Annotated in this window: 9 protein-coding genes and 1 pseudogene; 8 read left to right on the top strand and 2 right to left on the bottom strand. The window is 60.3% G+C overall.

All coding sequences use genetic code 11. The features are described 5' to 3' along the window. The first annotated feature begins 28 nt into the window (after window positions 1–28). From FHC51_RS15315 to atzF, 7 genes are all read left to right on the top strand, one after another. Window positions 29–1,087, top strand: a complete 1,059-nt coding sequence (locus tag FHC51_RS15315; protein ID WP_220435951.1) for a putative urea ABC transporter substrate-binding protein — start codon at window positions 29–31, stop codon at window positions 1,085–1,087. Window positions 1,088–1,104: 17 nt separating this feature from the next. Then, on the top strand, window positions 1,105–1,920 hold the full coding sequence (locus tag FHC51_RS15320) for an ABC transporter permease (protein ID WP_103179469.1): 816 nt from the start codon (window positions 1,105–1,107) through the stop codon (window positions 1,918–1,920). Continuing rightward, window positions 1,917–2,693 (top strand): ABC transporter ATP-binding protein, encoded by a 777-nt coding sequence (locus FHC51_RS15325; protein WP_220435952.1) that lies wholly within the window; start codon window positions 1,917–1,919, stop codon window positions 2,691–2,693. Before FHC51_RS15320 ends, FHC51_RS15325 begins: the two co-directional genes overlap by 4 nt. 4 nt (window positions 2,694–2,697) lie before the next feature. Next, window positions 2,698–3,408: an urea amidolyase associated protein UAAP1 gene (locus tag FHC51_RS15330; protein ID WP_220435953.1), complete on the top strand. Its 711-nt coding sequence runs from the start codon at window positions 2,698–2,700 to the stop codon at window positions 3,406–3,408. Between the two features lie 8 nt (window positions 3,409–3,416). After that, the gene (locus FHC51_RS15335; RefSeq protein ID WP_220435954.1) at window positions 3,417–4,052 is read left to right on the top strand and encodes an urea amidolyase associated protein UAAP2; all 636 of its coding nucleotides are present in this window, start codon (window positions 3,417–3,419) and stop codon (window positions 4,050–4,052) included. Window positions 4,053–4,203: 151 nt separating this feature from the next. Further along, on the top strand, window positions 4,204–7,806 hold the full coding sequence (uca, locus tag FHC51_RS15340; protein ID WP_220435955.1) for an urea carboxylase: 3,603 nt from the start codon (window positions 4,204–4,206) through the stop codon (window positions 7,804–7,806). Then, window positions 7,803–9,602, top strand: coding sequence for an allophanate hydrolase (gene atzF / locus FHC51_RS15345; protein WP_220435956.1), 1,800 nt, complete (start codon window positions 7,803–7,805; stop codon window positions 9,600–9,602). The genes uca and atzF overlap by 4 nt, the downstream gene beginning before the upstream one ends. Before the next feature lie 12 nt (window positions 9,603–9,614). Here the strand turns inward: atzF and dmsD are convergent, their stop codons facing one another. Together dmsD and FHC51_RS15355 are read right to left on the bottom strand one after the other, a co-directional pair. Further along, window positions 9,615–10,229, bottom strand: coding sequence for a Tat proofreading chaperone DmsD (gene dmsD / locus FHC51_RS15350; protein WP_220435957.1), 615 nt, complete (start codon window positions 10,227–10,229; stop codon window positions 9,615–9,617). 35 nt (window positions 10,230–10,264) lie between these two features. Then, window positions 10,265–11,290: pseudogene (locus FHC51_RS15355) on the bottom strand (molybdopterin dinucleotide binding domain-containing protein); the annotation flags it as partial. A 66-nt stretch (window positions 11,291–11,356) separates the two neighbouring features. Here FHC51_RS15355 and FHC51_RS15360 point away from each other — a divergent pair. Beyond that, window positions 11,357–12,949: a site-specific integrase gene (locus FHC51_RS15360; RefSeq protein ID WP_220435959.1), complete on the top strand. Its 1,593-nt coding sequence runs from the start codon at window positions 11,357–11,359 to the stop codon at window positions 12,947–12,949. Window positions 12,950–13,359 lie beyond the last annotated feature (410 nt).

Consider the following 13,359-nt stretch of genomic DNA (forward strand, 5'->3'; position numbering starts at 1 on the left):
CTAATTTTGTGCCACTCAGAGGTCAAGCATGAAGAAAACGCCATTACTCCGCACCCTTGTATTGTCGCTGGTGATGCTGGTCAGTCTCCCCACCTTTGCCGCCGTCAAAAAAGAGTTCAATGTCTGCTGGACCATCTACGCCGGGTGGATGCCCTGGGGCACTATCAGTACCAGCAAAATCATCGATAAATGGGCCGATAAATACGGCATCAAGATCAACGTCGTACAGCTCAACGACTACATCGAATCCATCAACCAGTACACCGCCGGCCAGTTTGACGGCTGCACCATGACCAATATGGACGCCCTGACCATTCCTGCTGCGGGCGGGGTCGATACCACGGCGCTGATCCTCGGCAGCTACTCGGAAGGCAACGATGGCGTGGTGATGAAAGGCGAGGGCAAAACCCTTAATGACCTGAAAGGGATGAAAATCTACCTGCCGGAACTCTCCGTTTCCCACTATCTGCTGGTGCGCGGGCTGGAGAAGGCCGGGCTGGCAGAGAAAGATGTCACCGTGGTCAACACCTCGGATGCGGATATCGTCTCCGCCTTCGGCACCGACAGCGTAAAGGCCGCCGTCGCCTGGAATCCGCAGCTCTCTGTTATCAAAGGTACGCCAAAAACCACCGAGGTGTTTAGCTCCTCCCAGGTGCCGGGTGAGCTGATTGACATGATGGTGGTTAACAGCGAAACCCTGAAGGACAACCCGGCGCTGGGCAAAGCCCTTACCGGGGCGTGGTACGAGATGATGGGGTTGATGAAAGCCCAGGATGCGAACGCCCTGAATGCGATGGCGGCGGCGTCCGGTACCGATCTGACGGGCTATCAGGCGCAGCTTAAAACCACCCACCTGTTCTACACCCCGCAGGAGAACCTGGCGTTTGTCACCTCACCGGATCTGGCAAAAACCATGCAGCGCGTGGCGGCGTTCTCCTTTGATAAAGGGCTGCTGGGTGAGGGGGCACAGAGCGCCGATTTCATCGGCATGCGTTTCCCGGGGGACGTTACTCAGGGCGATGCGGGCAACGTAAAGCTGCGCTTTGATGACAGCTTCGTGAAAATGGCCGCCGCAGGCCAGCTGTGATGACAGACGGAGTCTCCATGCGACAGATTAATCGTCATCCCACCTCTGGCATGCGGCTGATGCTTGTGATGTTGCCGTTTGTCCTGCTGCTGGCGGCCTACTTTTTTGGCTCGGCGGTGCGGCTGGACGCCAACCCACACGACAAGCTGCTGCCCGGCCTGCAACAGATGCTGGATGCGATCTCCCGGATGGCCTTCACCCCGGACAAGCGCAGCGGCGAGTACCTGTTCTGGGTCGATACCCTGGTGAGTCTGGCCCGGCTGCTGGTGGGGCTGGCGATTGCGTCGCTTATTGGCCTCTGCATTGGCGTGACCGCCGGAGTCTTCCCCATGTGGCGCGCCTCGCTCTCGCCGCTAATGACGGTGCTGTCGATGATCCCGCCTCTGGCGATTTTGCCGGTGCTGTTTATCGTCTTCGGCCTGGATGAGCTGTCGAAAATAATGCTGATTGTGATCGGCATTACCCCGATGCTGGCCCGGGATCTGGAGCACCGCGCCTGTGAAATCCCCCCGGAAATTCTGATCAAAGCCCAGACGCTGGGGGCCAACAGCTGGACCCTGGTGCTGCGGGTAGTACTGCCGCAGCTGCTCTCGCGCCTGCTCACCTCCCTGCGCCTGCTCCTCGGTTCCGCGTGGTTATTCCTTATCTCAGCGGAGGCCATCTCTTCGACTGCCGGGCTGGGATACCGCATTTTCCTCGTGCGCCGCTATATGGCCATGGATGTGATTATCCCTTACGTCCTGTGGATCACGCTGCTGGCCTGGCTGATGGATCTGGCCCTGCGCCAGCTGCACAAGCGCTGTTTCCCGTGGGCAGAAGGAGGCAAAGCATGAGTTTTATCACTATCGACAATATCTGGCAGGAGTATGGCGACCACGTGGTGCTGGAGCGCCTGAATCTGCAGATCAAAGAGGGCGAGTTCTGCTCGATGGTCGGCGCGTCCGGCTGCGGGAAATCGACTTTTCTGCGCCTGCTCCTCGGTCAGGAAAAACCGAGCCGGGGCACTATCACCCTCGACGGTAAACGCCTGGTCGCCGAGCCGGACAGTCACCGGGGTGTGGTGTTCCAGCGTTACTCCGTCTTTCCGCACCTCAGCGTACTGGATAACGTCGCCATCGGCCTCGAACTGCCGCAATCTCCGCTACTCGGACGGCTGTTTGGTGCGAAAAAACGCGCTGCGCGGGAACAGGCGGCAGAGATGCTGAAAAAAGTGGGGCTTGGCCATGCGCTGGATAAATACCCGGCGCAGCTCTCCGGCGGGATGCAGCAGCGCCTCGCCATCGCCCAGGCCTTCATCATGCAGCCCCGCGTCCTGCTGCTGGATGAGCCCTTTGGCGCGCTGGATCCCGGCATCCGCAAAGAGATGCATGCGCTGCTGCTGCAGCTGTGGGGCGAAACCCGCATGACGGTCTTCATGGTCACCCACGATCTCTCCGAAGGTTTCAACCTCGGCACCCGTCTGCTGGTGTTCGACAAAGTGCGCCTCGATCCGCAGGCCCCGAACGCCTACGGGGCGCGCATTACCTACGACATTCCGCTCAACGAGACACGACTCTCCAGCCTGAGCGGAACGACTCCCGACAACGTTTATGCCTTAAGGGGTTAACGCTATGACGACGACTTTACGTGAAGAGATCCTGCCGGGCGGCGGCCACCTCTCCTTTGTGCTTAAGCGCGGGCAGATCCTGCGCATGACCGACCTCGACGGCGGGGCGAACGTCAGCCTGATGATGCTCAACGCCCATGAGAAGAGCGAGCGCCTGAACCTGCCGGATACCCTGAAAGGCCAGCATACCGCGCGCCTGACCGCCGGACACTGCTTCTACTCCGACATGGGCCGCGTCCTGGCGGGCATCATTGCCGATACCTGCGGCTGGCACGACCCGTTTGGCGGCGTACTCAACGCCGCCGAAGCCACCGAGAAATATGGCCAGGGGCGCTATCAGGAGCTGCGCAACGGCTTCTTCCGCAACGGCACCGACAACCTGCTGGTGGAGATGGGCAAGTGGGATCTCAACCTCGAAGATCTGCTGATGGTGGTCAACTTCTTCAGCAAAGTGACGGTGGACGACCACGGCCAGTTCAGCTTCCACAGCGGCCATTCACAGCCAGGCAGCTACGTGGAGCTGTTCGCCCCGATGGACACCCTGGTGGTGATGACTGCGCTGCAACATCCGATGGACCCGTCCAGAGAGTACGCTCCGCGTCCGGTGCAGCTGAGCTGGCGACAGGCGGAAGATGAAGAAGCGGCGATAAATGCGCTGCTGACGCGTCCGGAAAACGGCCGCGCCATCACCAACACCCAACTTTTCGCCCTGTAAGGAGCCTGATGATGACCGTAGCCAGCGAAAAAGAGGCGCAACATGCCAGCTTCCGCCATGTGATCCCGGCGGGGGAGCCCTACCTGTTTGAAGTGAAAAAAGGCCAGACCCTGCGCCTGCTGGATCTGGAGGGCAATCAGGCGGTGGATACGCTGTTCTATAACGCCGATAACCCGCGGGAGCGCTACGACGCCCAGCGCACCCTGCGGCGGCAGAACAACGCCTATCTGACCAGCGGGAGCGTGCTCTACTCCAACCTCGGCAACCCGCTGCTGACCATCGTGGCGGATACCTGCGGACGGCACGACACCCTCGGCGGCGCCTGCGCCCAGGAGAGCAATACCGTGCGTTACTCCCTCGACAAGCGCCATATGCACAGCTGCCGGGATAACTTCCTCTGTGCCTGTCTGCACGATGGCCGCCTGCAAAAGCGCGATATCGGGGCCAACATCAACTTCTTTATGAACGTGCCGGTAACCCCCGAGGGCGGGCTGACCTTTGCCGACGGCATCTCCGCGCCGGGGAAATATGTTGAGCTGAAGGCAGAGTGCAACGTCATCGTGCTGATCTCCAACTGCCCGCAGCTGAACAACCCCTGCAATGGCTGGAACCCGACCCCTGCGGAGGTGCTGATATGGAACTGACGCCGACACGCTGGCAGCGCCTGCGCCAGACGATCTATCGCCTGTTTGAACTGCGTGCCGGACGGATCCTGCCGTAAATCTTTTTCCCCGTGGACGACCATGCGGTGAGCCAGTTTCCGGCGGGACGACCCGCCACCATTGAGTCTTTACTATGTTGACGAAACTCCTGATTGCCAACCGCGGGGCGATTGCCTGCCGCATCCTGCGCACGCTGCGCGCCATGAAGATCGGCGGCGTGGCGGTCTATTCCGAGGCGGATATCAGCAGCCTGCATATCCGCGAGGCCGACGAAGCCCTGAGCCTCGGCGATGGCCCGGCGGCCAATACCTATCTGGTCAGCGAAAAAATCATCGCCGCGGCGAAAGCGACCGGTGCCCAGGCGATTCACCCGGGCTACGGTTTTCTCTCAGAGAACGCCGCCTTTGCCGAGGCCTGCGAAGCGGCGGGCATTGCTTTTGTCGGCCCTACGCCGGAGCAGCTGCGCCTCTTTGGTCTGAAACATACTGCCCGCGCCCTGGCGAAAGAACACGGCGTACCGATGCTGGAAGGCACCGGACTGCTGGCGGATGTGAACGCGGCGCTGGAGGCGGCGGAGCAGGTCGGCTACCCGGTGATGCTGAAAAGCACCGCCGGCGGAGGCGGGATAGGGATGCGTGTCTGCTATACCCCGGCGGAACTCTTTGAGGCCTTCGACGCGGTGGTGCGGCTGGGGAAAAACAACTTCAGCGATGCAGGCGTCTTTATCGAGAAATACATTGAGCGGGCGCGTCATCTCGAAGTCCAGCTCTTCGGCGACGGCAAGGGGGAGGTGATCGCCCTCGGCGTGCGCGACTGCTCCGTACAGCGGCGTAACCAGAAGGTGCTGGAGGAGACCCCGGCGCCCAATCTGCCGGAGGGCATGGCGGATGCGCTGTGTGAGGCGGCGATTAAGCTGGGCAAAGCGGTCAACTACCGCAGCGCGGGCACGGTGGAGTTCGTCTACGACAGCGACGCCGCCCGGTTCTACTTCCTTGAAGTGAATACCCGGCTGCAGGTGGAGCATGGCGTCACCGAGCAGGTGTGGGGTGTGGATCTGGTGCGCTGGATGATTGAACTGGCGGCAGGAATTCTGCCTCCGCTGGCGGCCCTGCGCGACAGCCTGACCCCGGCGGGCCATGCCATCCAGGCGCGGGTTTATGCCGAAGATCCGGGCCGTCAGTTCCAGCCATCGCCCGGCCTGCTTACCGAGGTGGTTTTTCCGGAAGATAACCGCCGCACGCTGCGCATCGACAGCTGGGTGGAATCGGGCTGCGAAGTCCCGCCCTTTTTTGACCCGATGCTGGCAAAAATTATCGCCTGGCAGCCAACACGCGAGGCGGCGATTCAGACTCTCCACGCGGCGCTGGGTGAGACGCGTCTGTATGGGGTGGAAACCAACCGTAGCTACCTGCAGCAGATTTTAACCTTCACACCGTTCGCCTGCGGCGAGCCCTGGACCCGCTGCCTGGAAGGGCTGGACTACCACGCCGCCACGCTTGAGGTACTCAGCGCCGGGACGCAAACCACGGTGCAGGACTATCCGGGGCGCACCGGCTACTGGGCGGTAGGGGTACCGCCATCAGGGCCGATGGACAGTCGCGCGCTGCGTCTTGGCAACCGGCTGCTCGGCAACGACGAAGGGGCCGCCGGGCTGGAGATCACCCTCAGCGGCCCGACGCTGAAATTCAACTGCGATGCGCAGCTGGCGGTGACCGGGGCGGAGATCGCCTTTACTCTGGATGGCGAACCCCTTGAGACCAACCGGGTCTACCGGGTGCAGAGCGGCATGACCCTGCGGATGGGGGAGATTCGCGGCGATGGCGTCCGCAGCTATCTCTGCCTGCGCGGTGGATTTAACGTACCGGACTATCTCGGTAGCAAAAGCACCTTTACCCTGGGACAGTTTGGCGGCCACGCCGGGCGGGCGCTGCGTACCGGCGATGTGCTGCACATTTCGCCCTTAACCGCCCCATGCCCGGCGCAGACGCTTCCCCCGGCGCTCTGCACCACGCTTGAGCCTGTGCGTACGCTGCGGGTGATCTACGGCCCGCACGGCGCGCCGGAGTATTTCACCCCGGCTTACATGACCACCTTCTTCGCCACCGACTGGGAAGTGCACTTCAACTCCAGCCGCACCGGGGTGCGCCTGATCGGGCCTAAGCCTGAGTGGGTGCGCGAGAGCGGCGGCGAGGCGGGACTGCATCCGTCGAACATCCACGACAACCCCTATGCTATCGGCGCGGTGGACTTTACCGGGGATATGCCGGTGATCCTCGGCCCGGATGGCCCAAGCCTGGGCGGGTTTGTCTGCCCGGTCACCATCATCGAAGCCGATCTGCACGCCATCGGGCAGCTGAAAGCGGGGGATAAGGTGCGCTTTGTTCCCGTGGATATCGCCACCGCCCGGCAGCTTGCCCAGGCACAGGCCGCCCAGATCGCCAGCCTGCATCCGCTGGACGTGGCGTGGCAGCCGACCGAACCCGCCTCGCCGGTGGTGCTGGAGCAGGGGCAGGCTGATAAACGGCTGGTGGCGCGGCTCTCCGGTGATACACACCTGCTGCTGGAGATTGGCGATCCGGAGCTGGATCTGGTCCTGCGTTTTCGCGCCCACGCCCTGATGCAGGCTCTGGAGGCGCGGGCGCTGGATGGGGTTATCGACCTGACGCCAGGCATCCGCTCCCTGCAAATTCACTACCAGCCGGAGGCGCTGAGCCTGGCGAGCCTGTTGGATACCGTGGCCGGGCTGTGGCAGGCGGTGTGCGAGCAGGATGCGCTTGAAGTGCCGTCGCGCATCGTCTGGCTGCCGCTCTCCTGGGACGATCCGGCCTGTCAGAAAGCCATCGACAAATACATGACCACCGTGCGCCGGGATGCGCCCTGGTGTCCAAGTAACCTGGAGTTTATCCGCCGCATTAACGACCTGGCGAACGTCGATGAGGTCTATAAAACGGTATTCGACGCCAGCTATCTGGTGATGGGGCTGGGAGATGTCTATCTCGGCGCCCCGGTGGCGACCCCGCTCGATCCGCGTCATCGTCTGGTCACCACCAAGTACAACCCGGCCCGCACCTGGACGGCGGAAAACTCGGTGGGGATCGGCGGGGCCTATCTCTGCGTCTACGGCATGGAGGGGCCGGGCGGGTATCAGTTTGTCGGGCGCACCTTGCAGATGTGGAGCCGTTATCACGCCGTCGAGGATTTCGGCGGCAAGCCCTGGCTGCTGCGCTTCTTCGACCAGATTCGCTTCTATCCGGTCTCTGCCGACGAGCTGCTCACCATCCGGCGCGATTTCCCGCTGGGGCGCTATCCGCTGCGCATCGAGCACACCAGCCTGAAGCTGGCGGAGTATCAGCAGTTTCTCGTCGACGAAGCGCAAGAAATTGACGCGTTTCGCGCCCATCAGCAGGAAGCCTTTAACGCCGAGCGCGAGCGCTGGATTGCCAACGGCCAGGCGCATTTCGACAGCAGCGATGTGCTGGCGGATGAGGGTGATGATGCCCCGCTGCAGCCGGGTCAGGCGGGCATCGACAGCCCGGTTTCCGGCAACCTGTGGCAGGTGAGCGTGGAGGTGGGCAAAGCTGTCCGCGAGGGGGATGTGCTGGTGGTGCTGGAGTCGATGAAGATGGAAATCCCGCTGCTTGCCACCCAGGACGGGATTGTCAGTCAGGTGCGCGTTCAGCCGGGCTCCCCGGTACGGGCGGGTCAGTGTGTGGTGGTCCTGGAGAAAACAGTATGAAGCATCCCTTTGATTTACGTTTCGATGTACTGACGCAGGCCTACCGCGAAGGTCGCCTCACCCCGCGGGAGGTGATTAACACCCTGCGCGAGCGGGCGCTGGCGCTAAACCCTGAGTTCAACGCCTTTATTTATCTGCTCACATCCGAGGAGCTGGAGCCATATCTGGCGGCGCTTGAGGATCAATCCCCGCAGACGCTGCCCCTCTACGGCGTGCCGTTTGCTATTAAAGACAATATCGATCTGGCGGGCATCGTCACCACCGCCGCCTGCCCGGCGTTTGCATACCGGGCTGAGCAGGATGCCACTATCGTCGGCCAGCTGATCGCCATGGGGGCAATCCCGCTGGGGAAAACCAACCTCGACCAGTTCGCTACCGGCTTAAACGGCACACGCTCGCCGTATGGCGCCTGTCGTAACAGCGTCAATGCGGATTATCCATCCGGGGGCTCCAGCGCGGGGTCGTCGCTGGCGGTGGCGCTGGGGCTGGCGAGTTTTGCTCTCGGCACCGACACCGCCGGGAGCGGGCGCGTTCCGGCATCGCTCAACAACCTGGTCGGGCTTAAGGCCACCAAAGGGTTAATTTCCACCGCCGGAGTGGTGCCTGCCTGCCGCACCCTGGACTGCGTGACCTTCTTTACCGCCACGGCGGAAGAGGCGAGCCAGCTGCTGGCACTGACGGCGGTGAAAGATCCGCGCGACGACTACAGCCGCGCCAATCCAGCCTGGAACGGCGCCCAGGCGTTTGGTCTGCCTGAGGCCGGGTTCCGCTTCGGCGTACCGGATCGGCTGGAATTCCTTGGTTGCTCCGAGAGCGAAGCGCTTTATCACGCCGCAAAAGCGCGGTTGATCGCCCTCGGCGGCGTACCGGTGACCATCGACTTTTCGCCGTTTCTGGCGGCAGCGACGCTGCTCTATAACGGCCCGTGGGTGGCGGAGCGCTATCACGTTGCGGGGGCGCTGATTGAGCAGCAACCGGATGCAGTACTGCCGGTGATCCGCGATGTGCTGAGCAAAGCGCCCGGTACCGATGCGGTCGCGGCCTTTGACGCGCAGTATCAGCTTCAGCATTTTAAACGCCGGTGCGATGAGGTCATGGCGACGCTTGACTGCGTGCTCACGCCCACCTATCCACGCCCGGTGACGCTGGCCGAGCTGGCGGAGGAGCCGGTAAAGCGCAATTCCGAGCTGGGGGTTTATACCAACTTTATGAACCTGCTGGACTATGCCGCCGTGGCGGTGCCTGCCGGGTTCATGGCGAATGGCCTGCCGTCAGGCGTGACGCTGTTTGGCCGGGCCTTTACCGACCAGTATCTGCTTAGCCTTGCCGGGGCGTTACAACGTCACCAGAATCTGCCGCTACCCGGCGATCGTGCGTTACAGGCGACGGCACCCCTGACCACGGCCAGCCACGATCGCCTGCCAGTGGTGGTTTGCGGGGCACATCTGGACGGGCTGGCGCTGAATCACCAGCTTCGCCAGCGCGGGGCAACCTTACGTGAAACCACCCGCAGCGCGCCGCACTATCGCCTGTTTGCCCTCGCCGACGGGAAACGGCCCGGCATGGTGCGCGACCGCGAACAGGGGGCAGCGATTGCTGTGGAAGTGTGGGATCTGCCCCATGCCGAGGTGGGATCGTTTCTGGCGGGCATTCCGGCGCCACTGGGACTGGGGAAAGTAGAGCTGGAGGACGGGCGCTGGTTAACCGGGTTTATCTGTGAGGAGTACGGCCTGCAGGGGGCACAGGATATTACCGCTTTCGGCGGCTGGAGAGCCTGGCTTACTCATCAGAAGTAAGCCAGGAGAGGGTTAACGGTAGAGCGGCTTTTCGGCGACCGGGGTCAGCAAGCCGGATTGCCACTCTGCCAGCGTCAGCTGTGCCAGTTTGCCCAGCGCGCGGTAGAACGGGTGGCCTGCGTTTTCGACAAACACGGAAAGAAAGCGCGTGCTCCAGGGTAACAGATGCCAGGCCAGCAGCTGGTCGCGCTCTGCATCCCGGCCCGTTTCTGCCAGCCATGCCGCCATCAGCAGCAGGGTGCCAATGTGATCTTCCGGCTCGTTGTTCGCCATCTCAAACACAATGCCGTTTTCTCGCATCCACTGGCGCAGCGCCAGGGTGGAATCCCCGAACAGCACGCTCTCGCGATCCAGCCAGACCGAGCCCCACGGCGGCGCGGGCAGCGCCCACGGACCCAGAAACAGCCGCTGCCAGGCGGTACGCAAGGGTTCATCGGCTGGCTGGCGAAGCTCGTCGGCAATGGGGGCCAACAGGGACTCATCCAGCGGCCAGTCCTGCTGCCAGTCGTTGTGGGTTAAGGCCGTGACCAGCGGCGCGGCTGCGGGGCTATCCGGAGCGTAGTAAAACAGCGCGCCCAACACACGGGCAGTAAAGGCAAACGACTCTCTCATGACTTCATCCTTCATTTGCGCGGGTTGCCCCGCGCTGAAACATTAATTGGCTACGCCTTTTCAATTTGCACCAGATTGGTGTGCTGCGGATTGCCCTTCGCCAGAGGAGACGGACGATGGGTGGTCAGCGTATTGATGCAGGAGCCGTGGTCAATGCGATCCCCGGTCATGTTGGCATCGTGCCAGGCTCCCTGGCCCATCGCGCTGACGCCCGGCATAATGCGCGGCGTCACTTTCGCCGGAATGCGCAACTCACCGCGGGCATTATAAACCCGCACCATGTCGCCGTTTTTGATCCCGCGCGATGCAGCGTCTACCGGATTGAGCCACACCTCCTGACGGCAGGCGGCCTGTAGCACATCGACGTTGCCATAGCTGGAGTGGGTGCGGGCCTTGAAGTGGAAGCCAAACAGCTGCAGCGGAAACTGGCTGCGGTCAGGATCGTCCCAGCCTTCGAAGGTGGAGGCGTAGACCGGCAGCGGGCTGATGGTTTCATCCTTCTCCAGCTGCCAGGTGCGGGCAATATCGGCCAGCCTGCTGGAGTAGATCTCGATTTTGCCTGACGGTGTTTTAAGCGGATTAGCGACCGGATCGTCGCGGAATTTTTTGTAGGCAACGAAATGCCCGTTCTGATCTTTACGCTTGTAGATGCCCATCGCTTTTAATTCCTCGTAAGAGGGAAGCTGCGGATCTTTCGCCACCATCTTCGCGTAGAGGTACTGCAACCATTCGGCCTGGGTCCGGCCTTCGGTAAAGCGCTGATAGACGTTCGGGCCGAGGCGCTTCGCCACCTCGCTCATGATCCAGTAGATGGGCTTGCGTTCGAATTTTGGCGCGGTCACCGGCTGGAGGAAGATGAGATAACCCATGTTCCCGGCATAGTCGTTGGGAATGATGTCCTCCTGCTCGACGGTCATCAGATCCGGCAGCAGCAGATCGGCATATTTCGCCGAAGAGGTCATAAAATTGTCAATCACCACAATCATTTCGCATTTACTTTCGTCCTGCAAAATGTCGTGGGTTTTATTGATGTCCGAATGCTGGTTAATGAGGGTGTTACCGGCATAGTTCCAGATGGACTCCATTGTCAGACGGATGGATGGACTTGAAGTAGTTGACTCAATGCTACTTAAGGTCCTGATATGACTGACATTAATCATGATAATACTGTGTATTCATCCAGTTCTTTCTCTGGGTCTCCCTATCTGTATCAGCAAGTCTACACCTCAAGTCCTGACACAAGGCTGACACAAATCAATCTACTCGGCGTAGCTAAGCCTCAGTTAGTCCGTAGAGCCAATGGTCGATATACTATCCGCTTCAGACTCAAGGGACAGACCACACCGTTTCTTTCAGTATCGACCCGCAGCACACACAGGAGAGTAGCCAAAATGCGTCAGAGAGAGCTTGCAGCCACAGCTAAGGCCTTCATGTTGGATAGACCTGAAGTCTCGCTACAGGAGCTTACGGACCACCTCCGGTGTATGGCTGAGCAGTTCCTGACAGACGCTAGTGATGACTACTGGAATGGACTTGAGGTCGCTACTCTGGTGGACGAGAAGTCGAACCTGAAGGAGCTAGCAGCTACGCAGGCTCTGAGTCTGGACCAGCAGAAGGGCATAAGGTTAGCGCTTGAAGTCCTGACCGCAGCACAGCAGAGGGTAGACACTGGTGATACCTCTGGCCTGATTGATATTGTGATGAATAACCCTACGGATTACTCAACTATATGCGACTCTATGGCAATTCTGAGTAACGAGCAGGGAGTCAGCCCAGAAGTATTCACGCAGGAGCGCCAACCTGAGGTCGCTATCTGTAGTTTTTCTGAGCTTGTGTCCTCACTGCTGGCTGAGAAGGTCCAGACCCTGAAGTCCTCCAGCTACAAGGACCTCTCGTCCTCACTAAATACTGTCTCCCGGTTCCTGCCTGAAGACATGGACCTGATGTCTCGCTCTGAGTGGCTGGCTGTCAGGGACGCTATGCTGGCTTCTGAGGTGAGACCATCGACAATCAACAAGCTGCTGACCAAAGCGAAGATGTGTCTCGATTATGGCCTGATGAATGGGCAACTTGAGGGCCGCAACCCTATTGAACGGATGAAGCTGACCAAGGATATCGACTCCAAGCGTAGAGCATTCACTGACGAGGAGCTGGAGAGACTTCTTGTCCGGGTAGAGGCTGAGTATCAGTTCACACGACATACCGCTCACACGACCTCTGAGGCTCGCAGGTGGGCGACTCTGGTCTCTGTGGTCACTGGTGCTCGGTCTGCTGAGGTCTGCCACCTGACTAAACGTGACATTGTAACCTTGGACAATGGACTGGTCTGTATCGACATTAATGAAGATGGGGACGGGAAGTCCGTAAAGAACAAGCATTCAGTCCGACTTGTACCGCTGACCGATGGCGCTTATGGGTTTGACCTGACGTCCTTCCTGTCGTGGGTAGACGCTCAGCCTGATGATGGTCCTCTCTTCGGGATGACACCGAGCGCCTACTCTAACTGGTTTAACTCAAGGGTCCTGACTGAGGCCCTGCCAGACGCTGATAACGTCTCGCTTCATAGTCTGAGGCATTGGCTGGCGACCCGTATGAAAGAGCGTGGAGTCAATCTGGTGGACGCTCAAGGCATCTTAGGTCATAGCTCGCAGTCAATCACTTACGACCTGTACGGGAAGGGACACGCGGTAGGACGTCTGGCTGATGCGCTGGCTGTAGCGTTGTCGACCCCGTAGTCCTTGAGTGGGCGGTAAGCGATGGGTCGTTAAGGTGGGCGACCCTTAGTCCCTAGCGGTAAGCTCACTTTTCAGCTTTTCATTTTCTGCTGATAACCGCCAGTTGTTCCATTCCAGCTTTTCTATTCTTTTTGTCTGGGACCATATATGCCCAAGTAACGCTAGCAGGATGACACCCAGCCCAATTATTGTCGCCATGTTGAACTCGCTTAGTGTTTGAAATAAAAGTCATCTTAGGTCTCTCTACATGATTTATATGCTTTTGTCAAGGGAATCTATAAGGAGGGGCTTAACTATCACAGTAGGATGGATTACATCCTCACTATCAGGAGATTAACGTTAGCTGCTCGCCAGCTCACAGCCTCGCCTCTGGTCCTTTGCGGAGCGTCCATGCGGGAAGTCTTCCACAC

The organism is Leclercia sp. EC_58 (assembly GCF_019584355.1).
Lineage (GTDB): Bacteria > Pseudomonadota > Gammaproteobacteria > Enterobacterales > Enterobacteriaceae > Enterobacter.